Annotated in this window: 17 protein-coding genes; 7 read left to right on the forward strand and 10 right to left on the reverse strand. The window is 63.8% G+C overall.

The window, feature by feature from the left end; all coding sequences use genetic code 11:
• Window positions 1–96: 96 nt before the first annotated feature.
• Both murJ and B0G71_RS01790 read left to right on the forward strand, forming a co-directional pair.
• Window positions 97–1,647, forward strand: a complete 1,551-nt coding sequence (gene murJ, locus B0G71_RS01785; RefSeq protein ID WP_116118171.1) for a murein biosynthesis integral membrane protein MurJ — start codon at window positions 97–99, stop codon at window positions 1,645–1,647.
• Between the two features lie 5 nt (window positions 1,648–1,652).
• Window positions 1,653–2,495: a SirB1 family protein gene (locus B0G71_RS01790; protein ID WP_116148268.1), complete on the forward strand. Its 843-nt coding sequence runs from the start codon at window positions 1,653–1,655 to the stop codon at window positions 2,493–2,495.
• A gap of 127 nt (window positions 2,496–2,622) precedes the next feature.
• Here the strand turns inward: B0G71_RS01790 and B0G71_RS01795 are convergent, their stop codons facing one another.
• From B0G71_RS01795 to lpxK, 5 genes are all read right to left on the reverse strand, one after another.
• The gene (locus B0G71_RS01795; RefSeq protein WP_116139350.1) at window positions 2,623–3,381 is read right to left on the reverse strand and encodes a 3-hydroxyacyl-CoA dehydrogenase; all 759 of its coding nucleotides are present in this window, start codon (window positions 3,379–3,381) and stop codon (window positions 2,623–2,625) included.
• Between the two features lie 275 nt (window positions 3,382–3,656).
• A complete protein-coding gene (adk, locus tag B0G71_RS01800) occupies window positions 3,657–4,322 on the reverse strand; it encodes an adenylate kinase (protein WP_116139352.1) in 666 nt (221 codons plus the stop codon).
• 208 nt (window positions 4,323–4,530) lie between these two features.
• On the reverse strand, window positions 4,531–5,331 hold the full coding sequence (gene kdsB, locus B0G71_RS01805) for a 3-deoxy-manno-octulosonate cytidylyltransferase (protein WP_116148270.1): 801 nt from the start codon (window positions 5,329–5,331) through the stop codon (window positions 4,531–4,533).
• A 146-nt stretch (window positions 5,332–5,477) separates the two neighbouring features.
• Entirely contained in the window at window positions 5,478–5,681 is a 204-nt protein-coding gene (locus B0G71_RS01810) for a Trm112 family protein (protein WP_007180583.1), read from the reverse strand.
• Window positions 5,662–6,678, reverse strand: a complete 1,017-nt coding sequence (gene lpxK / locus B0G71_RS01815; protein ID WP_116139354.1) for a tetraacyldisaccharide 4'-kinase — start codon at window positions 6,676–6,678, stop codon at window positions 5,662–5,664. The genes B0G71_RS01810 and lpxK overlap by 20 nt, the downstream gene beginning before the upstream one ends.
• A gap of 567 nt (window positions 6,679–7,245) precedes the next feature.
• Between lpxK and xseA the strand changes: the two genes are divergently transcribed.
• The 4 genes from xseA to B0G71_RS01835 all read left to right on the forward strand — a co-directional run bounded on the left by xseA (window position 7,246) and on the right by B0G71_RS01835 (window position 12,439).
• Window positions 7,246–8,625, forward strand: coding sequence for an exodeoxyribonuclease VII large subunit (xseA, locus tag B0G71_RS01820; protein WP_116139356.1), 1,380 nt, complete (start codon window positions 7,246–7,248; stop codon window positions 8,623–8,625).
• A 218-nt stretch (window positions 8,626–8,843) separates the two neighbouring features.
• Entirely contained in the window at window positions 8,844–9,422 is a 579-nt protein-coding gene (gene sodB, locus B0G71_RS01825; protein WP_106283446.1) for a superoxide dismutase [Fe], read from the forward strand.
• Window positions 9,423–9,801: 379 nt separating this feature from the next.
• Window positions 9,802–10,377 carry a YMGG-like glycine zipper-containing protein gene (locus tag B0G71_RS01830; RefSeq protein ID WP_116139358.1) on the forward strand — a complete coding sequence of 192 codons (576 nt, stop codon included), beginning with the start codon at window positions 9,802–9,804 and terminating at the stop codon, window positions 10,375–10,377.
• A gap of 259 nt (window positions 10,378–10,636) precedes the next feature.
• Window positions 10,637–12,439 carry a pyrrolo-quinoline quinone gene (locus B0G71_RS01835; RefSeq protein ID WP_116139360.1) on the forward strand — a complete coding sequence of 601 codons (1,803 nt, stop codon included), beginning with the start codon at window positions 10,637–10,639 and terminating at the stop codon, window positions 12,437–12,439.
• A 96-nt stretch (window positions 12,440–12,535) separates the two neighbouring features.
• Here the strand turns inward: B0G71_RS01835 and B0G71_RS01840 are convergent, their stop codons facing one another.
• Both B0G71_RS01840 and clpP read right to left on the reverse strand, forming a co-directional pair.
• Complete coding sequence (locus tag B0G71_RS01840) at window positions 12,536–13,999, reverse strand: NYN domain-containing protein (protein ID WP_116139362.1); 1,464 nt, start codon at window positions 13,997–13,999, stop codon at window positions 12,536–12,538.
• Window positions 14,000–14,243: 244 nt separating this feature from the next.
• Window positions 14,244–14,891 carry an ATP-dependent Clp endopeptidase proteolytic subunit ClpP gene (gene clpP, locus B0G71_RS01845; protein WP_116139364.1) on the reverse strand — a complete coding sequence of 216 codons (648 nt, stop codon included), beginning with the start codon at window positions 14,889–14,891 and terminating at the stop codon, window positions 14,244–14,246.
• 298 nt (window positions 14,892–15,189) lie between these two features.
• Between clpP and B0G71_RS01850 the strand changes: the two genes are divergently transcribed.
• Entirely contained in the window at window positions 15,190–16,176 is a 987-nt protein-coding gene (locus B0G71_RS01850) for a sigma-70 family RNA polymerase sigma factor (RefSeq protein ID WP_116139366.1), read from the forward strand.
• Here the strand turns inward: B0G71_RS01850 and B0G71_RS01855 are convergent.
• The 3 genes from B0G71_RS01855 to B0G71_RS01865 form a co-directional block, all read right to left on the reverse strand.
• A complete protein-coding gene (locus B0G71_RS01855) occupies window positions 16,132–17,406 on the reverse strand; it encodes an EAL domain-containing protein (protein WP_116119633.1) in 1,275 nt (424 codons plus the stop codon). The two genes, B0G71_RS01850 and B0G71_RS01855, sit on opposite strands and share 45 nt — an antisense overlap.
• A 252-nt stretch (window positions 17,407–17,658) precedes the next feature.
• Window positions 17,659–19,116: a multidrug transporter subunit MdtD gene (gene mdtD / locus B0G71_RS01860; RefSeq protein ID WP_116139368.1), complete on the reverse strand. Its 1,458-nt coding sequence runs from the start codon at window positions 19,114–19,116 to the stop codon at window positions 17,659–17,661.
• 78 nt (window positions 19,117–19,194) lie between these two features.
• Window positions 19,195–20,613 (reverse strand): PLP-dependent aminotransferase family protein, encoded by a 1,419-nt coding sequence (locus tag B0G71_RS01865; RefSeq protein ID WP_116118161.1) that lies wholly within the window; start codon window positions 20,611–20,613, stop codon window positions 19,195–19,197.
• Window positions 20,614–20,774 lie beyond the last annotated feature (161 nt).

Consider the following 20,774-nt stretch of genomic DNA (forward strand, 5'->3'; position numbering starts at 1 on the left):
GATTCGTTTTTCGATCGAACGTCTGCGCGGCAAATCGGTCCGAATCGCGTTCCGGCTCGTCGTCCGCACTCGCGGCACCCGTATAATAAGCGCCCCATGAATCTATTCCGAGCCCTGCTGACGGTCAGCGGCTTCACGCTGCTGTCTCGCGTGACCGGACTGGCCCGCGAAACGCTGATCGCACGCGCGTTCGGTGCCAGTCAATACACTGACGCGTTCTACGTCGCCTTCCGCATTCCGAACCTGCTGCGCCGTATCTCCGCCGAAGGCGCGTTCTCGCAAGCCTTCGTGCCGATCCTCGCCGAGTTCAAGAACCAGCAAGGTCACGACGCCACCAAAGCACTGGTCGACGCCACCTCGACGGTGCTCGCCTGGGCGCTGGCGGTCCTCTCGCTCATCGGCGTCGTAGGCGCGTCGGGCGTGGTGTTCATCGTCGCCTCGGGCCTCGCGCACGAGGGTCAGGCGTACGCCCTCGCGGTCACCATGACGCGCATCATGTTCCCGTACATCATTTTCATTTCGCTGACGTCGCTGGCGTCGGGCGTGCTGAATACGTACAAGAACTTTTCGCTGCCCGCGTTCGCGCCGGTTCTGCTGAACGTCGCGTTCATCGTCGCCGCCGTGTTCGTCGCGCCGCGCCTGCAAACGCCGGTCTATGCGCTCGCGTGGGCGGTGATCGCCGGCGGCGTGTTGCAATTCCTCGTGCAGCTGCCGGGTCTGAAGAAGATCGACATGATTCCGCGCATCGGATTGAATCCGCTGAAGGCGCTCGCGCATCGCGGCGTCAAGCGCGTGCTGTCGAAGATGGTGCCCGCGATGTTCGCCGTCTCGGTCGCGCAGATCAGCCTGATCATCAACACGAATATCGCCTCGCGCATCGGGCCGGGCGCCGTGTCGTGGATCAACTACGCCGACCGGCTGATGGAGTTTCCGACCGCGCTGCTGGGCGTTGCGCTCGGCACGATCCTGCTGCCGAGCCTGTCGAAAGCGCACGTCGACGCCGACCCGCACGAGTATTCGTCGCTGCTCGACTGGGGCTTGCGCGTCACCTTCCTGCTGGCCGCGCCGAGCGCCGTCGCGCTGTTTTTCTTCGCGCAGCCGCTGACCGCCACGCTGTTTCACTACGGCAAGTTCGACGGCAACTCGGTGGTGATGGTCGCCCGCGCGTTGTCGGCGTATGGCGTCGGCCTGATCGGCCTGATTCTCATCAAGATCCTCGCGCCGGGTTTCTACGCGAAGCAGGACATCAAAACGCCGGTGAAGATCGGCGTCGGCGTGCTGATTCTCACGCAGTTAAGCAACTATCTGTTCGTGCCGATCTTCGCGCATGCGGGGCTCACGCTGAGCGTCGGGCTCGGCGCTTGCGGTAATGCGTTGCTGCTGTTTCTCGGGCTGCGCAAGCGCGGCATCTATACGCCGTCGAGCGGCTGGCTCAAATTTTTCGTGCAGTTGTTCGGCGCCTGTCTGGTGCTGGCCGGCACGATGCATTGGCTGGCCATCAGCTTTGACTGGATCGGCATGCACAGTCGCCCGGTCGACCGCATGGTGCTGCTCGCAGCGTGCCTCGTGCTGTTCGCCGCGCTATATTTCGGTATGCTTTGGCTGATGGGCTTCAAGTACGCGTATTTCAAAAGGCGAGTGAAGTGATTACGATGACGCGAGTTCTCGACTATTTCAGCACGCTCGTCGCCGAAGACGACAGTCTTCCGCTGACCGAGGCGGCGCTCTCGCTCGCGCAGGACGCCTATCCCGATCTCGATCTGCAAGGCACGCTCGCCGAGATCGACGAACTCGTGGTGCGCTTGCAGCGACGCATGCCGGACGACGCAAACATCAAGCAGAAGGTCGGCATTCTGAACCGGTTCTTCTTTCGCGAACTGGGTTTCGCCAGCAATCTGAACGACTATTACGACCCCGACAACAGCCATCTGAACGCGGTGCTCAAACGTCGCCGCGGTATTCCGATTTCGCTGGCGGTGCTGTATCTGGAAATGGCGGAACAGATCGGCGTGCCGGTGCGCGGCGTGTCGTTTCCCGGCCACTTCCTGTTGCGCGTAACCACGCCCGATGGCGACGTGATGCTCGATCCGACCAGCGGCCACTCGCTGTCCGAGTCGGAAATGGTGGAAATGCTGGAGCCGTATGTGGCCTCGGCGGGCGAATCGGTGAGCAGGGCGCTGCGCATGCTGCTCCAACCGGCCACGCGTCGCGAGATCATTGCGCGTATGCTGCGCAATCTGAAGTCCACATATTTTCAGACGGAACGCTGGCAGCGTCTGCTGGCGGTGCAGCAGCGTCTCGTGATCCTGCTGCCGGAAAGTATCGAGGAAGTGCGTGATCGCGGCTTCGCTTATGCGCGGCTCGATTATCTGCGCCCCGCGGTCGAAGACCTCGAGCGCTATCTCGGCGACCGGCCGGATGCCGAGGACGCAACCATGGTGGAATCGCAATTGCACGAACTGCGTCAGCGTGCTCAGCACGACGACCGCGAGTAAAAGCGCGCGCCCAGGCAACGGGCATTGCCACCCCCGCTCAAAACAAAACGCCTGCACAGGATCATTCATGTGCAGGCGTTTTTCTTTAGCGCGGTTTGCTTTGTGAAACCGCGCGCTGCATGCCAGCTTATTTCGGCTGCATCCGGATCGCGCCGTCCAGTCGAATCACTTCGCCGTTGAGCATCGGATTGTCGAAGATCTGCTTGGCCAGCATCGCGTACTCGGCCGGTTTGCCGAGGCGCGGCGGGAACGGCACCATCGCGCCCAGCGCGTCCTGCACTTCCTGCGGCATGCCGAGCAGCATGGGCGTTTCGAAAATGCCCGGTGCGATCGTCATCACGCGGATCGCGTTGCGCGACAGGTCGCGTGCGATAGGCAGCGTCATGCCGGCCACGCCGGCCTTGGATGCCGCATAAGCCGCCTGGCCGATCTGGCCGTCAAACGCGGCCACCGACGCCGTGTTGATGATCACGCCGCGCTCGCCATTCGCGTTCGGCTCGTTCTTCGACATGGCCGCGGCGGCGAGCCGGACCATGTTGAAGGTGCCGATCAGATTGATCGAGATGGTGCGCGCAAAGGCGTCGAGTGGATGCGGCCCGTCTTTTCCGACCGTTTTGACGGCCGGCGCGACGCCCGCGCAATTGACGAGGCCGCGCAGCGTGCCGAGCCTGGTGGCGGCTTCAACCGCCTGGGTGGCGTCGTCTTCGCGGCTCACGTCGCATTTGACGAACACACCGCCGAGTTCCCTGGCGAGCGCCTCGCCCGCATCCACATTCAGGTCGGCGAGCACCACCTTGCCGCCGTTTTCGACGAACAGGCGCGCCGTGGCTGCGCCCAGTCCCGATGCACCGCCGGTGATCAGGAAAACGTTGTCGCGAATCTCCATGTCTTCTCCTTTGCTACGGTTCAGTAATGTCGAGATCGAATATCTTTTCGATAAACGATTGTAACGGCTATGCTGCAATGCGGAAAGCGAAGCGGGCAGGCGGCTGATTTACGCGCCTTCGACGGCATGCGAGCGGAGCGAAACGCTACGGATGGCTAATTAATATCAGGCCTGGGCGCGGAGAAATCGTTCGCTGCACTCGAATCCTTCGTTGCATAAAAAAACCCGCCGGCAAGGGCGGGTCTTTCCTGAAGCGAACACAAACGGAACCGGGCTTACTTCAACGCCTCGAACGCGCGGTCACGAATTTCGTCGACGCTGCCGAGGCCGGAAATGCGCCGATACTGCGGCGCGGCCAACGGAGTCGACGAATCGCCGTTCTTCGCCCAGTTGTTGTAGTACTCGATCAGCGGCTTGGTTTGCGCCTCGTACACTTCCAGACGCTTCTTGACGGTTTCTTCCTTGTCGTCGTCGCGCTGGATCAGCGGTTCGCCGGTCACGTCGTCCACGCCTTCCACCTTTGGCGGATTGAACTTGACGTGATACGTACGGCCGGACGCCGCGTGCGAGCGGCGGCCGCTCATGCGCACGATGATCTCGTCAAACGGCACGTCGATCTCCAGCACGTAGTCAATCGGAACGCCGGCCTGCTTCATGGCTTCAGCTTGCGGAATGGTGCGCGGAAAACCGTCGAACAGATAGCCGTTCGCACAGTCCGGCTGCTGCAAACGCTCTTTCACCAGATTGATGATGAGTTCGTCCGTGACCAGTTCGCCGGCATCCATGAAGCGCTTCGCTTCGACTCCGAGCGGCGTGCCGGCCTTGACGGCCGCGCGCAGCATGTCGCCGGTGGAAATCTGCGGAATGCCGAATTTTTCCTTGATGAAGTTTGCCTGAGTGCCCTTACCCGCGCCGGGTGCACCCAAAAGGATCAAACGCATGTGATATCTCCAGATCTATGTGAATTCTTGGGTGGCGCTGCGGACATCCCACGAAAAGTCGAAGGACCCGCATCGGCTGCCGTTTGGTCTCGCGCTGCACGTCGACGACGGCGCTGCAAGACGGTAACGGCGCGACCGGGCAAACCCTGACTCTCGCGTGTAGCGGGAGGCGCGCACAACCGTCCGATTATGCCATGGGTTTTTACGCTCAAGACCCGAATAAGGCCTGCACGCGCGCGAGATCAGCGGGTGTGTCGACACCAGGCAGCGGCACGTCTTGCGTAACGAGCACCGCGATTCGTTCGCCATGCCACATCGCGCGCAGTTGTTCGAGCGCTTCGACCTGTTCGATCGGCGAAATCGCGAGGCTGGGGTACGTGCGCAGGAATTGCGCGCGATAGGCGTACAGGCCGATATGCCGATGAACCACCGCGGGCGCGGGCGGCGCGGGCATCGACGCGACATTCGGCCAGTGCGGCTGGTAGGCGTCGCGTGCCCAGGGAATCGGCGCGCGTGAGAAATACAGCGCGACGCCGCGCGCGTCGAGCACGACCTTGACGACGTTCGGATTGAAAATTTCCGCGGGCTCGGTGATCGGGTGCGCGGCGGTGGCGATCGCGCAGTCGTGGTTCGCTGCAAGGTGCGACGCAACGCCGCACACGAGCGCCGGATCGATCAGCGGTTCGTCGCCCTGCACGTTGACCACGATCGTGTCGTCGTTCCAGCCGAATTGCGCCGCGACTTCCGCGAGACGGTCCGTGCCCGACGGATGGTCCGCGCGTGTGAGTACCGCTTCGAAGCCGTGCTCGCGGGCGGCGTCGAGCACCGCTTGCGCGTCCGAGGCGATCAGCACCTGCTGCGCGCCCGATTCGCGCGCGCGTTCGGCGACCCGCACCACCATCGGCTTGCCGCCGATGTCCGCGAGCGGCTTGTTGGGCAGACGCGTCGAGGCAAGTCGCGCCGGCACGACGGCGATGAACGGGGGAGTGGCGGTGTTGGCGTGGGTCATCAGCGAGGCAAGCGCAAAGACGGGCGGTGATAAAGCCGGAAGAAAGCGACCACGCATGCAGCGCGGTGGACAGGCAAAACGATGAAAGCAGAGCGCGACACGGGGCACGCCTTAAACACTGGCGCCGCGTGCGAGGGCGGCGAGGCTCAGGCCACGGAGCCCGGATTCAGATCCACTGGCGTGCCTTCCACTGTCTGCCGCGCTTCGTCGACCAGCATGACGGGAATGCCGTCGCGAATCGGATAGGCCAGCTTGTCCGCGTTGCAGATCAGCTCCTGCGCGGCGCGATCGTAGCTGAGCGGGCCCTTGCAGATCGGGCAAACGAGAATTTCAAGCAGGCGAGCGTCCACGAACTTTCTCCACAACTAGTGCAATGAGGCGATGATCGAGCGCGGCTTCGACCGGGACAACCCAGATGCGCGCGTCGTGCCAGGACCCCAATTTTACCGCATCCTTTTCCGTTATCAGGATGGCGTCGGCGTCCACGTCGGTAAAAGGATTGCGCTCGAACGCGTAGTGATCCGGCAAGGCGCGCGTGGCGGGCGTGAGGCCGGCGGCGCGCAACGTCGCGAAAAAACGCTCCGGCGCGCCGATGCCGGCCGCGGCCAGCACGCGATCGCCGCTGAATTGCGCGAGCGGACGGCGCAACGCCGGATTGTCCAGATGCCATGCGTCGGCGGGCGCGAGTTGCAGCGCGAAGGTATTCGGCCACGCCGGCAGCGTGCGCGCGTACGGATCGTTGATGAGCGTAGCGTCGCGGCGTCGCGACAGCGGCTCGCGCAGCGGTCCGGCCGGCAGCAGGAAACCGTTGCCGCCGAGCCGGTGATCGAATACGACCAGTTCGGCGTCGCGTTCGAGCCGGTAGTGCTGCAAGCCGTCGTCGCTCACGATCACGTCGACTTCGCGGTGCGCGGCGCACAGCGCCTGCGCAGCCGCCACGCGATCCGGACAGACCCACACCGGCGCGCCGGTGCGGCGCGCAATCAGAAGCGGTTCGTCGCCGCCGACGCGTGCGGCCGAGGTCGGCGTGACCCGCGTCGGCGATTTCACGCGCGCGCCGTAGCCGCGCGATACCACGCCGGGTTTGAAGCCCGCGGCGCGTAACGCTTCGACCAGCGCGATCACGGTCGGCGTCTTGCCGGTGCCGCCGACAGTCACATTACCGACCACCACCACAGGCACCCCGATGCGCACCGATTTCAACCAGCCGGACGAAAAGGCGGCGCGGCGCGCGGCGGCAATTGCGCCGAACACACAGGCGAGCGGCGACAGCGCCCAGGCAAGCGGCCCGCGCTGCTGCCATTCGCGCGCAAGGCGTGCCTCGAGACGGTCGCTGACGCCGCTCATGGGCACGTCGCGCAAACAACCGGCGCGCCGCTCGGGCAAAGGCAGCCGGACGGCGGCGTGAAGGAGCTAGGCGCAATACGCGGGGCAAGCATCAACGCGGTTCTCCGGACTATGAAAGTGAGGTGAAAAATGAATCTGCTTGGCATGGCGGCCGACTTGCGCAGTGTGCCGCAATGCTGGGCGCCGCGGCGCGTTCGGCATGCCGTCGAGCCCGCCACTCTAGCGCGCCGGCGTCCCGCCCGGCAAGTCGCGCACCGCGCGCCGCGCGACGAAGTAGCGCTTCCAGCGCGGCTCCCAGCCTGTGGATAACTTTGTGGAGAACCTGCCGTCCCACGGGCGCAAAGGGCCGTTCCATGCGCCCGGTATCGGCAATCATTCTCTTTAATGAGATGCAAAGGCCATATAAATCAACGACATGCCTACAATTCATGCGGCCGGGCGGGCGATCTGGCGGGATCTGTCTGGCCGGTCCCGCCATGTGGACACTTTTAACAATTCGAGCGCCGCGCTGGACTCGGATGGCCGGTCGGTCTATCGTCTGTCCGGCCAGCCACACTTATTCCTCGCATGAATCCCGAAAGCCCTTTTTCCTCGTCGGCGACGCCCGGCGGTGAAGTCGTCGTTCCCGTTTCTGCACTCAATCGCGCGATCAACACGATGCTGGAACGTTCGTTTCCTCTCGTCTGGGTTGCCGGCGAAGTGTCGAACTTTACGCGCGCCGCGAGCGGCCATTGGTATTTCTCGATCAAGGACGCGCAGGCGCAGATGCGCTGCGTGATGTTTCGAGGGCGGGCGCAGTACGCCGAATTCACGCCGCGCGAGGGCGACCGCATCGAAGTGCGCGCGCTGGTGACGATGTATGAGCCTCGCGGCGAACTGCAGTTGAACGTGGAAGCGGTGCGGCGCACCGGCCAGGGGCGACTCTACGAAGCGTTCCTCCGGCTGAAAGCGCAACTCGAAGCTGAAGGTCTTTTTGCCGCGGAACGCAAACGCGCGCTGCCGTCGCATCCGCGTTCGATTGGGATCGTCACGTCGTTGCAGGCCGCGGCGTTGCGCGACGTCCTGACCACGCTGTCGCGGCGCGCGCCGCACATTCCGGTGATCGTCTATCCGGCACCGGTGCAGGGCGTCGGCGTGAGTAGCAAGCTGGCGGCAATGGTCGACGCCGCCAACGCGCGCCGCGAGGTCGATGTGCTAATCGTGTGCCGTGGCGGCGGCTCGATCGAAGACCTGTGGGCGTTCAACGAGGAAGTGCTGGCGCGCGCGATCGCGGAAAGCGCGATTCCCGTGGTGAGCGGCGTAGGCCACGAAACCGATTTCACCATCGCCGACTTCGCCGCGGACGTGCGCGCACCGACGCCGACCGGCGCCGCCGAACTCGTCAGTCCGCAGCGCGTGCTGCTATTGCGCGAACTCGACCATCGTCACGCGACGCTCGCGCGCGGTTTCGGCCGCATGATGGAGCGGCGTGCCCAGCAACTCGACTGGCTCGCGCGCCGGCTGGTGTCGCCCGCCGAGCGGCTCGCGCGGCAACGCACGCATTTGCAGCAATTGAGCGTGCGGCTCGCGTCGGCGGGCGCGCGTCCGGTGCGTGACGCACGAGCGCGGTTTTCGCTGCTGCAGATGCGCTGGCAGCGCTGGCGTCCCGATCTCGCCGGGCATCAGGCAAAACTCGGCAATCTTTCGCAACGTCTGGACGCGGCTTTGTTACGCCAGCATGAACGTCAGACCGCGCGCATCGACACGCTCGCTGCGCGTCTCGAAGTTCTGAGTCCGCAGCGTACGCTTGAGCGTGGGTACGCTGCCGTGCTCGATGCGCAGAGCGGGCGAGCGGTGCGCGCGCCGTCGTCGCTGAAGCCGGGGCGGCGCCTCACGGTGCATCTCGCGGAAGGCGCCGCGGACATCGCGCTGGCCGATGTGCAACCACGCCTGACCGACGGGTTCTGACACTTCGCCGACAGCATCCGCAGCCGTACTTTTGACCGTCGCGAGCCTTGGGCACACGGTGTGCGCCAGCACTAATTGCGCTGTGAATGCGGCATGTTCGCCGATGCCGGGCATAAAGTCCGTTGGTTTGCGGGGTTATTCCAACTCGCCTACAATCGAGTGCTCAAAAGCGTTATCCGCAGACTCCCCCACAACAGATACAGACAGAAGGAAAGATCATGGAACATACGCTCCCGCCGCTGCCGTTCGCGAAAAACGCACTCGTTCCGCACATGTCGGAAGAGACGCTCGAATATCACTACGGCAAGCATCACCAGACCTATGTCACCAACCTGAACAATCTGATCAAGGGCACGGAGTTCGAGAACCTGTCGCTCGAAGAAATCGTCAAGAAGGCATCGGGCGGCGTGTTCAACAACGCAGCTCAAGTGTGGAATCACACGTTCTTCTGGAACAGCCTGTCGCCCCAAGGTGGCGGTGCGCCGACCGGCGCGCTCGCTGACGCGATCAACGCCAAGTGGGGCTCGTTCGACAAGTTCAAGGAAGAGTTCGCCAAGACCGCAGTCGGCACGTTCGGCTCGGGCTGGGCATGGCTCGTGAAGAAGGCCGACGGCTCGCTCGACCTGGTGTCGACCAGCAACGCCGCAACGCCGCTGACCACGGACGCCAAGGCACTGCTGACGATCGACGTGTGGGAACACGCCTACTACATCGACTATCGCAATGCGCGTCCGAAGTTCGTCGAAGCGTACTGGAACATCGTCAACTGGGCATTCGCGTCGAAGAACTTCGCGTGAGTTTGCCGGTGAGTTTGAAGGCAGCGCTGCTGGCGGGATGATCCGGTCACGGCGTTGAGCGTCAGGCTCCCAGGAAGTTGCAGGAAGAAAGCCCTCGCATGCGAGGGCTTTCTTTTTTCTGGTTTGGCTTGCTGGCGCGCACAGGTGCGTCGAAGCGTCCTGGCTCGGCCTGCGCCAGAGATGTATAGGATTGCTTTTCACACGACACGCCGCCTGAATCTTGTCACAGTTCGTAACGGCGCCAGACCTTCCAATTGGCATTCAGCCTGCCGACGCCGCGTCCGGATGGCGGCGCAAAAAATACGGTAACTATCTCGTAAACAAAGCACGCGTAAATTGGCCTAACGTATGGTTTCCCTATGAAGAAACGTGCGCCACCATGATCTCAAGTTCTAAATCGATACGCGTCGCACTGCCTCTTGCAGCGGTCGTGCTCGCGCTCCTCGGCGGTTGCGCGGTGGCGCCGCCGAGTGGTCCTTCCATCGTCGCGCTGCCGCGCAGCGGCGAGCCGCTCGATCAGTTCCAGCAGGACGACTACACCTGTCGCGACTACGCGTATCGCTCGACCAACGCGACCGGCACCTCGCAGGCCGCGACCACGAACAGCGTCAACAGCGCGGCTATTGGCACGCTCGGCGGCGCCGCTGTCGGTGCGCTCATCGGCGCGGCGGCGGGCAATGCCGGCGCGGGTGCGGCGATTGGCGCGGGCAGCGGCTTGCTGGTCGGCGGCGCTGCCGGCGCGAACGGCGCGCAGTATGCCGGCGGTAGCCTTCAGGCGCAGTACGACGCGGCATACGCGCAGTGCATGACGTCCAAGGGCAATACGATTTCGCAACCGCAAGTGCCGGTCTACGTGCCGCAGCCTGTATACGCGCCGCAACCGGTATATGTTGCGCCGCCGCCGCGTTACTACGGGCCGCCGCCGGTAATGTATTCCCCCTATCCGTACTACTGATCGAATTCCGCGGGGCACACTCATCCGCTGAATTGCGTCGCCCTCATGTATTGCCTCGGATGGCGGAGAGAGGCGACACGATGGCGATAAACGCCTTTGCAAACGGCGTACGGTTAATCAGCCGTAAGTGCGATGGATGTATTCAGCGAGCGGGAGCCGCGCGTGGCGGACTCTTCTCTTGCGGCTCGCGACTGAGTCACGGCGCGCACCCGTCGTTGTGCGCAGCCGACCGTCGCGCCGTTCAGGAGACGAGGCGATCATGCGAATCTCGCAAGCTGGCGTTGAGACCTCCGGGCTGGGCGCGTGGACCCGTCGGGGCACGATAGTGGCGCTGATCGCCGTCGCCTCCTGTTTCGCGTCGTGTGGGGGCGGTGGTTCTGGCGGGACATCCGGTGTGGGCTCCGGGTCGGCGAGCGGAAGCGGAAGTGGCACATCGGGCGGCTCGGATTCAGGTTCGGGTAGCACAGGGAGCAGCGGTACAGGTTCGGGCACCGGCTCGACCAATGGCGCCGGCACTGGAACAACCGGCACCGGCAGCACGCCGGCAGCGGTGACGGCCTACGCCACCGACGTCCTCATGCATCACAACGATATCGGGCGCACTGGTCAGATGCTCGCCGAGACCACGCTCACGCCGGCGAACGTCAATTCGGCGAGCTTCGGCAAAGTTGCGTTTCTTGCCGCGGACGGCAAGGTCGACGGGCAGCCGCTCTTCGTCACCAGTCTGTCGATCGGCGGCACGGCGCACGACGTGGTGTACGTGGTCACCGAACACGATAGCGTCTACGCGTACGACGCTGCCTCTTTCGCGCAACTGTGGAAGGTCTCGTTGATCGGCAGCGGTGAAACGCCCAGCGACGACCACGGATGCCCGGACATCACCCCCGAGATCGGCATTACATCGACGCCGGTCATCGACCGCAGTCGCGGCACGAATGGCGTACTGTACGCCGTGGCCATGACGAAGGACAGCGGCGGCGGCTACCATCACAGGCTGCACGCGCTCGATCTGGCCACCGGCGCCGAAGTGCTCGGCGGCCCGACGGAAATCGCAGCGACTTATCCGGGCAACGGCGCGGGCAGCGTGAACGGCGTGATTACCTTCAACCCGTCGCTGCATACGGAGCGCGCGGCACTCACGCTGGTCGGCGGCAACATCTACATGGGGTGGACCGCGCACTGCATGGGGGGTTCGTACACCGGCTGGATGATGGCGTATAGCGCCGGCACGCTGAAACAGACCAGCGTGCTCAACATTACGCCGAACGGCAGTCAGGGCTCGATCTGGATGGCCGGCTCGGGCATGGCGTCGGACGGCACGTCGCTCTACGTCGTAGACGGCAACGGCACATTCGGCACCACGCTGAACGCGGCGGGTTTTCCGGTCGACGGCGACTTCGGCGACTCGATGATGAAGCTCTCGTTGGGCAATCTGCAGGTCACCGACTATTTCGCGATGTCAGATGTCGTCACGCAAGCGGCCACCGACAACGATTTCGGCTCGGGTGGCGCGATGGTCCTGCCGGATCAGACCACGGCAAGTGGCGTCGTCAAGCATCTGGCGGTGGCGGCCGGCAAGGACAACCACATCTACGTCGTCGATCGCGATTCAATGGGCAAATTCAACCCGACGTCGAACAATATCTGGCAGGAGTTGATCGGTACGCTGGCCGGTGGCATCTGGGGATCGCCCGCTTACTACAATGGCGTGGTCTATTACGGCGGCCTGAACGACAACCTGAAAGCATTGCCGGTCTCGGGCGCGTTTCTCGCGACGACAGCTGCATCAAGGAGCCCGACGACGTTCCCGTATCCGGGGGCGACGCCAGCCGTATCGGCGAACGGCGCGAGCAATGGCATAGTCTGGGCGGCGGAAAACGGCACGACCGGCGCTTTGCATGCCTATAACGCGGGCAATCTTGCTGTCGAGTTGTACAACAGCAACCAGGCCGGCACGCGTGATCAATGGGGCGCGGGCAACAAATTCATCACGCCGATGATCGCGCGCGGCAAGGTATATGTCGGCGCGACTAACGGCGTGGCAGTGTTCGGATTGTTGTGAGCGGAAAGGAGCGCGAAGGCTTGCTGTCTCTGCCGCTGAGCCTGCGTAGCGGCACCCGCCTCGGCACCGCTACATGTCACGCCGAATGAATCACCCTCACTCCGCGTCGCTCGTCGCGGCCGTCTTACGCGGACGACGACTGCGCGCCGCGGTTTTGCGCGCGGCCTTTTTTGCCGGCGCGGGCGTTTCTTCCGCTGTGGCTGTGGCAGTCGCTGCCGGCGCTTCAGCAGGCGCGGCGATTTCCGGAATGTCGTCGATGCTTCGCGGCGCGGTCTTCTTCGCTTTCTTCGCAGCGGTCTTGCGTGGCGCGCGTTCATTGCGACGCTTGGGCTGCTTGGCGCTTGTATCACGCTCGTCCGCCGGGCTCCCGGAGCCGTCCAGTTCTTCGGCCGTCACGGTTTCCCGCGCCGCCCATGGCGCTTCCGGCTCTGCCCAAGGCGTTTCCGGCGGCTCAAAAATGAACTCGGCATTTTCCGGCGTTTGCGCGAGCACATCGTCCGGTCGGGGCCGACTGCTGCCGCCGTGTTCGACGGTCGTGCGCTCGTCTTGAACAGCCTCCTGTTGGCCGCGTCCTGCTTTGCGATTGCCTCGCCCGCGACGGCGGGACTCGTGCTTACCGCCGGACTCGGCGATTACCGTTTCGGCGACCTGCGCCTCATACAACTGTTCCGCCGACTCCACGATTTCAGCAGTTTCGCCCGTGTTGTCGCCGGCCACATTCGCAGCCGTGCTCCGATACACATAGGCACCCGACTTCTCGTCACGGCCGAACTCGAGCAGCCCGCGCGCATGCGCTTCTTCGAGCAGATTGCCGAAAGCGCGGAAGCCGTAGTACGTCTCGTTGAAATCCGGCTTGCGGCGCTTGATCGCGTTCTTTAGCACCGACGCCCAGATCTTGCCGCTGTCGCCGCGTTCGGAGGCGAGTGCGTCGAACGTTTGCACCGCGATCTCGACCGCCTTGGTGCGGCGTTTTTCGAGGTCTTCCTTGTTGCGGGTCTTCTCCTCGTCGGGCGCGCGTTTGGTCGCCGGCTGGGCGGACTGTTGCGGGCGCGACGACTCGCGCTTGGCGACCGTACGCTGACTCTCGCGCACCAGGTCGTCGTAGAAGAAGAACTCGTCGCAGTTCGCGACCAGCAGATCGGAGGTGGATTGCTGCACGCCGACGCCGATCACCTGCTTCGCGTTTTCACGCAGCTTTGACACCAGCGGCGAAAAATCCGAGTCGCCGCTGATGATCACGAACGTGTTGACGTGCGATTTCGTGTAGCAGAGGTCGAGCGCGTCGACCACGAGCCGGATGTCGGCGGAATTCTTGCCCGATTGGCGCACGTGGGGAATCTCGATCAATTCGAAATTGGCCTCGTGCATCGCACCTTTGAAACTCTTGTAGCGATCCCAGTCGCAATACGCTTTCTTCACGACAATGCTGCCCTTGAGCAGCAGACGTTCGAGCACCAGCTTGATATCGAACTTGTCGTACTTCGCGTCGCGCACGCCGAGCGCGACGTTTTCGAAGTCGCAGAATAGCGCCATGCTGACGGTTTCGTTGGATGACGCCATGGTTTTCTCCCTTGAAACGATCGTCGAATTCGACGAATCGCGACCATGATAGCGATTCCAGCGGAGGTGATCAGCTTTTGTGTTGCGCGCGCACCGACGCGCACGGCATGAACTCGCGACGACGCGCGCTTCTTGTGACGTTCTCCAAGGTTTTTGCAGGCCAGTCGACGTTGTGTCTGAATAGTTTCAGGATCGCGGCCCTACGGCGTTGGTTAGCAATGCATTCACCACGCAGGCCACCGCGCTACCTATCCATGTGATACGACGCGACGTTCAGCGCAGCGCGTGTTTCCAGCACCTCGTCGACGAGACCATATGTCTTCGCGGACTGTGCTGACATGAAGTTGTCGCGGTCGGTGTCGCGGGCGATTTCCTCGATGCTGCGCCCGGTGCGCTCCGCCATCATGGCATTCAGGCGCTCGCGCAAATAGAGCACTTCCTTCGCCTGAATTTCGACGTCCGCCGCCGTGCCCTGGCTGCCGCCCGACGGCTGGTGAATCATGATGCGCGCGTTGGGCAGCGCATACCGCTTGCCGCGTTGGCCGGCGGTCAGCAGAAAGGTGCCCATGCTGGCGGCGAAGCCGGTGCACAAGGTCGATACCTCCGGTTTGATGAACTGCATGGTGTCGTAGATCGCGAGGCCGTCGTACACCGAACCGCCCGGCGAATTGATGTAAAAAGAAATATCCTTGTCAGGGTTCTCGGACTCCAGAAACAGCAGCTGCGCCACGATCAGACTGGCCGATTGCTCGTTCACGGGCCCGACCAGAAACACGATGCGTTCACGCAGCAAGCGCGAATAGATGTCGTAGGCGCGCTCGCCGCGGCCGGACTGCTCGATCACCGTGGGCACGAGGCCGAGGCCGGTAATGGTTGGGTAGCTGGAATGCATATTGACCTCGTGTATGCGGCGTGGGTGACCGCGGGGTGTGGGGAGCGCATGGCTTCATGGCACGAAGCCTCCAGGCTGTGCCTCCGCCGATCCGGAACCTGCGCATTCTTTGCGTGGGTTGTTGTCCGTATGACGATGCGACGCAGCGCGACGTGACAGAAATATTTTTTCGCGAGGCTGTCACATCGTTGGATGGCCAGACGTCAAGACAAAATGAGGCAGGATGTCGGCGCGCGCCCGGTTCACTTCGCAGGCAGGGCGCCGCGCTTTTCACGACGCACGATCTGGAGGTCTGCATATGACGGAACAAGGAATCGACAAGGCATCCAGTTTCGAGGCCGCGCGCGCTCGCCTGCTTGCGCTGGCGTACCGCATGCTCGGCAGCCGCGCCGAAGCGGAAGACGTGGTGCAAGATGTGGCGTTGAAATGGCACCTCGCGGAAACGCAGGAGGTGCAAGTACCCGCCGCCTGGCTCACCACAATCACCACGCGTGTGGCGATCGACAGGCTGCGGCGCGTGCAGCGCGAACGCGCGTCCCAAGCCGACGGCTGGTTGCCGGAGTTGTGGCTCGACGAGGTGGCGCCGTCGGCGGAAGAACTGGCCTTGCGCGCGGCAGAGATGTCCTATGGCGTGATGTTGCTGCTCGAGCGCCTGAAGCCCGACGAACGGGCCGCGTTCGTGCTGCACGAAGCCTTTGATTGTGACTACGCGGAAATCGCCGCGATACTCGAACGAACGCCGGCGACGTGCCGCCAGATCGTCCATCGCGCCAAGGCGCGCGTGCAGCGCGCGGGCGCGCCGATCGAGCCGCCGGATCCCGCAGCGCACGCGCGGATCGTGGAGCGCTTGCGCACGGCGCTGGAGGCACAGGATCGACTCGGTCTATTGCAGCTCTTCAGTGACGCGCCGGAAGTGGTCAGCGACGCGCCGGTGTGCGCAGCGGTGAGCACGTGCGAACCGGCGGTGGCAGGGTGGATGGACACGGTCACGTCGCTCGTGGAGCAAGCGAGCAACGCGGAGACAGTGTCGGTGGCGGGCACATTGTGTATTGCGCTGCTCTTCGAGGGCGACGTCGTCGGGGTGCTCGACGTGTCCGCGAACAGCCTGGGAGATGGCTCAACGAAGATCGTCTCCATGCGCGTGGTGACGAGCGCGGCGCGTCTGCAGGCCACCAACAGCCTGCTGGGCCGCGCGGCGGTCAGGCAACTGCTTGCGCGGATCCAGCAGCGCGCTATGAGCTCAGTTGCGGTGGGCCGCGACTTCCCAGTTGATGTCCACGCATAGCACCTGTGTGCCCGTCGGTGTGTGCGCGGCGATCGAGGCGGTCACGCACAGATGCGCTTCGTTAATGGACAGATAAGGCGGCGTGAGATGCACCTGGCCGGGCGTACGCATCGCCTGGATAAAGTATGGCCGGCGTTCCCAACTAGCGCCTTCCGAATGCAGCAGCGGGCGGAAACGCTTGGCGCGTTGCGAGGCGCGCCCCGGCGGGAGTACGTTGTCGCCGATCTGCCGGCCCGACCCGTCGAGCACGAAGCAACGTGCCGTCTCGCCGAGCATTAGAAGCGGCGCGGTGGCTTGTGCTACCGACTCGCCGGCCACCAGTTGCGCGGCCGCCGTTTCGAGCGCCGTGACATACGGTGCGAGCCGTGCCGATTGTGCGTGTTCACGCGCGGTGACCCGCGCGCGCAGCGCCGCGGAAAGCGAGTCCATCAAGCCGGCCGCCGCTTGCGGCTTGACCGGCTCGACGCTCGGGCCCGCGAAGAACGCGCCTTGCACGAAGTCCACGTTGCATTCCAGGGCGATCAGCGCATCGCGTTCGGTGCTCAGGCCGCCCATCAGCACCAGTTGGCCGGATTCGTGCAGCAGCGAGACGAGGCCCGGCAGCACGCGTTCAATGTGCGAATGTTCGCTGGCTTGCGCGAGAATGCAGCGGTCGAGCGTGACGATATCCGGCCGCAGATTCCACACGCGGTCAATGTTCGAATGTTTCGCGCCGAAGCCGTCGAGCGCGATCAGGAAGCCGGATTTGCGCAGCGCATCGACGATCTCGGCAAAGCGTGTCGTTTCACCGCCTGCCTGTTCGGACACTTCGAGCACCACACGCTGCGGCGGCAGGCCGAGCGCCTTGAGGCCCGCGAGCAGCGCGTCGCCGTAACTGGTGTCCATCAGCGCTGCAGGGTGCAGGCTCAGGAAGAGCCATTCGTCGTGACTGTCGAACGCGTTGAAGTTGCCCAGGTGCAGCGACTCGGCGAGCCGCCCGAGTTCGAGCAGATCGCCGCGTCGCGCGGCTTGCGTGAAAACCTCGTGGGACGGCACTTGCAGCGCGTGTTCGTCGTGGGCGCGCAGCGAAGCGTGATAGCCGATCGCGCGCCGGTGCGACACGGAGAAAACCGGCTGGAACACGCTGAACACGGTGTAGCCGCCGTACAGAACGGTGCGCCGGGAGCCTTCGTCGCCGGCCATTGGGCGGGGAGGCTGGAAGCCGGGAGGATCGAGGTCGATCATGCTCATCATGTCAGTCGTGTGGAGGTGGCTGCGCGCCTGCATGCTCGGCACTGGTTCGCACGCGCAAAATGTGAGTTTACAGGATACGCGAGCAAGAACTATGCGCGTGCAGAAACACAGCACGCATGGCCGATGGTCACACACAGATAAGACGATTGTGCGCCAGTACGGGCGTGAAGACGACGGTCCGCACTTTGCTGGTGCGGCCCGCGCCCTGTTGCGGGTCGGCTGCGGCCCCGGCGGCCAGCCGGCCGCGCATCAGGTTCGTTCGGACGGATCGGTCTTCTTCGCGGGCGTGCGGATGTCCGGCGACAGTTGCGCGAAGATCCACGACGAGCCTGCCGTGATGATCCCGACACACAGGAACGTCGCGTGAAACGCGGGCAGCGAGTTGGCGGCCGTCACGCGCGGCAGCAGGCCGGTGAAGGTGGCGAGCAGGGCGCCGGCCACGGTCACGCCGAGACTCATCGACAGCATCTGGACCAGCGAAAACAGGCTGTTGCCGCTGCTCGCGCCACCGGTACCCAGATCCTTGAGCGTCAGCGTGTTCATCGCGGTGAACTGGATCGAGTTGACGGCGCCGAAGAACGCCAGCTGCACGAGGCGCAGCCATAGCGGCTGGTTCGCGGTGGTGAGTGCGAAGCTCGCCATGGTCAGGCCGACCAGCACCGTGTTGACGATCAGTACGCGTCGATAGCTGTGCTTGATGATCAGGTGCGTCACGAGGCGTTTGGACGCCATGCCCGCCGCTGCTACCGGCAGCATCAGCATGCCGGCTTCGAAGGCGCTATAGCCGAGACTCACCTGCAATAGCAGTGGAATAAGATAGGGCATCGCGCCGCTGCCGATCCGCGCGAACAGATTGCCGAGCAGGCCGACGCTGAAGGTATGGATCTTGAAGAGGTCGAGCGAGAAAATCGGCGCGGGCTCGCGCACGGCATGCAAGCCGTAGGCGACAAAGCAGGCTAGGCTCAGGATCAGCAGCACCAGCACCGTGGCGTGCTGAATGCCGAACTCGGTACGGCCGTCGAGCGCGAACGAGATCGCCACCATGCCGACGACCAGCAGCAGATAGCCTTTCATATCGAACTTGCCGACGTGTTCGTTGCGGCTATCCGGCATGAAGATGAACGTGGCAATGCAACCGACGATCCCGACCGGCACGTTGATCAGAAAGATCCAGTGCCATGAGGCGATCTTCACGAGCCAGCCGCCGAGCGTGGGGCCGATCAGCGGCCCGATGAGCCCCGGAATCGCCACGAACGAGAGCGCCGGCAAATAGCGCTCGGCCGGGAAGGTGCGCAGCACGGCGAGCCGTCCGACCGGCAGCAGCATGGCACCGCCCACGCCCTGCATGATGCGGAAGGCCACCAGTTGATTGAGCGTGCGCGCGTTCGCGCACAGCAACGAGGCGATCGCGAACACGAGGATCGCGCTGAAGAAGACGCGGCGCGTGCCGAGCTTGTCGGCGAGCCAGCCGGACACCGGGATCATGACGGCCATCGTCAGCGAATAGGCGATCACCACTGATTGCATGCGCAACGGCAACTCGCCGAGGCTCGTCGCCATCGCGGGGAGCGCGGTGTTGACGATGGTCGAGTCGAGCGTCTGCATGAAGAAGCCAGTGGCGACGACCCACAGCATCACGGTGAGCGAGCGGGGCGAAGGTGTACTGGACGTACTGGATGCGGCGGCGGGCGGAGTCGGCGTGAACATGGAGGGCGGCTAGGCGCGCAGGGACGGGCTGGGACTCGCTATTCTAGGGAAAAGCGCGTGCCGGCGCTCATTCAGAGCTCAGTCCGACGCCGGCAACGCCGCCGCCGCGCGAAAGAATGCCTGCGCACGCGGATCGTTACCGAATGCGATGTGAATCCTGGTCCACGGACTCATTTCCATATTCGGCCGGAAGTGATTGCCCGGCACGACGGTTACCCCCAGCGGCACGCCACATTCCACCAGCCGTTCCGCGTTGCCGACATGCGGCACGCGAGCCCACACGAATTTCCCGCCCGCGGGCTTGTCGAAAATTTCCCAGCCCGCGTCTTCGAGCGTCTGAATGGTCGAGCCGAGCGCGTCGCGCATACGCCGGCGCAGGCGCTCCAGATACTTGCGATACGCGCCGCGCTCGAGCATCGCCACGGCGACCGCTTCGGCAAAGCGCGAGCCGCCGATGCTCGTCAGCATCTTGATGTCGACCAGATCCTTGATGATCGCGTGGCTCGCGACCACACAGCCAATCCGCAGCGACGACGATAGCGTCTTCGACAGTCCGCCCACATAGATCACGTGTTCGAGCTGGTCGAGCGTGGCGAGGCGATCGGTGAGGTCGGTCTGAAAATCGGCGTAGATGTCGTCTTCGATGATCGAGAAGCCGTGCTCGCGCGCCAGCTGCAGCAGCCGGAAGGCCACCGGCGGCGCCACGTTGGTGCCCGTCGGATTGTGGAACACGGTGTTGACGAACAGCAGCTTGGGCCGATGCGACTTCAACTGCTCCTGCATCACGTCCAGATCGGGACCATTGCGTGTGCGCGGAATGCCGACCAGTTTCACGCCATGCAGCTTCAGCAGACCGTGCAGGTTGTAGTAACCGGGGTCTTCGACAAAGATCGTGTCGCCTGCCTTGAGCATGTAGCGCATCAGCAGATCGAGCGCCTGGCTTGCGCCGTTGGTGATGAGGATCTGCGACGTGTCAGCCTGAATCCCCAACTGGCCGATGCGGCTTTGCAAATGCTCGCGCAACGTCAGGTTGCCGAGCGGGGTGGCGTAATCGACCATGCTCGCGAGATCGGTCCGCGAGACGTGGCGGATTGCCTGCGCGATGCTGTCCGCGTCGCGCCACGCTTCAGGGACAAAGCCGCTGCCGAGCTTGAGCGTTTCGCCCGGATGGTTGAATTGCTGCAAAAGATGGTCCGACTCGTCCTCGGCGCGGCGGGGATCCGAGGAGCCTTGGCACTGCGTACTCGCCGGCTGGCGATCGGCGACATAGAAACCGGAGCCGTGGCGCGAGTCGACGTAGCCGAGCGACACCAGCCGGTCGTAGGCCTCGATCACCGGAAAGCGGCTCACGCCGTAGTCGGCGGAAAACTGGCGAATCGACGGCAGCTTCGAGCCGGGGTGGGCGATGCGCGAGCGGATCCACGCCGTGACGCCGGTGACGATCTGTTCGGTCAGCGGTACGCCATTGTCCCGATCGAGTTGGATTTCAAGCTTCATGAGGATCTTCCTTCGCCGAACCGCCGACTGATGCGGCTGAACTCTGCGCCACCAAACCGGCTGCGCGCGCCAACTGTCCGGTTTTTCAACTGAACAGTTCCGATAGAAGTGTTCGGAACTGTGCATGGGTATCCGATCATCGCACGTCAATAATCGGTACA

It is taken from the genome of Paraburkholderia sp. BL27I4N3, from assembly GCF_003386115.1.
Lineage (GTDB): Bacteria > Pseudomonadota > Gammaproteobacteria > Burkholderiales > Burkholderiaceae > Paraburkholderia.

Bases quoted from the DNA above. Each gene is read 5' to 3' on its own strand.
- murJ (WP_116118171.1), top strand. From the start codon at position 97: ATGAATCTATTCCGAGCCCTGCTGACGGTCAGCGGCTTCACGCTGCTG.
- B0G71_RS01790 (WP_116148268.1), top strand. From the start codon at position 1,653: ATGACGCGAGTTCTCGACTATTTCAGCACGCTCGTCGCCGAAGACGAC.
- B0G71_RS01795 (WP_116139350.1), bottom strand. From the start codon at position 3,381: ATGGAGATTCGCGACAACGTTTTCCTGATCACCGGCGGTGCATCGGGA.
- adk (WP_116139352.1), bottom strand. From the start codon at position 4,322: ATGCGTTTGATCCTTTTGGGTGCACCCGGCGCGGGTAAGGGCACTCAG.
- kdsB (WP_116148270.1), bottom strand. From the start codon at position 5,331: ATGACCCACGCCAACACCGCCACTCCCCCGTTCATCGCCGTCGTGCCG.
- lpxK (WP_116139354.1), bottom strand. From the start codon at position 6,678: ATGAGCGGCGTCAGCGACCGTCTCGAGGCACGCCTTGCGCGCGAATGG.
- xseA (WP_116139356.1), top strand. From the start codon at position 7,246: ATGAATCCCGAAAGCCCTTTTTCCTCGTCGGCGACGCCCGGCGGTGAA.
- sodB (WP_106283446.1), top strand. From the start codon at position 8,844: ATGGAACATACGCTCCCGCCGCTGCCGTTCGCGAAAAACGCACTCGTT.
- B0G71_RS01830 (WP_116139358.1), top strand. From the start codon at position 9,802: ATGATCTCAAGTTCTAAATCGATACGCGTCGCACTGCCTCTTGCAGCG.
- B0G71_RS01835 (WP_116139360.1), top strand. From the start codon at position 10,637: ATGCGAATCTCGCAAGCTGGCGTTGAGACCTCCGGGCTGGGCGCGTGG.
- B0G71_RS01840 (WP_116139362.1), bottom strand. From the start codon at position 13,999: ATGGCGTCATCCAACGAAACCGTCAGCATGGCGCTATTCTGCGACTTC.
- clpP (WP_116139364.1), bottom strand. From the start codon at position 14,891: ATGCATTCCAGCTACCCAACCATTACCGGCCTCGGCCTCGTGCCCACG.
- B0G71_RS01850 (WP_116139366.1), top strand. From the start codon at position 15,190: ATGACGGAACAAGGAATCGACAAGGCATCCAGTTTCGAGGCCGCGCGC.
- B0G71_RS01855 (WP_116119633.1), bottom strand. From the start codon at position 17,406: ATGAGCATGATCGACCTCGATCCTCCCGGCTTCCAGCCTCCCCGCCCA.
- mdtD (WP_116139368.1), bottom strand. From the start codon at position 19,116: ATGTTCACGCCGACTCCGCCCGCCGCCGCATCCAGTACGTCCAGTACA.
- B0G71_RS01865 (WP_116118161.1), bottom strand. From the start codon at position 20,613: ATGAAGCTTGAAATCCAACTCGATCGGGACAATGGCGTACCGCTGACC.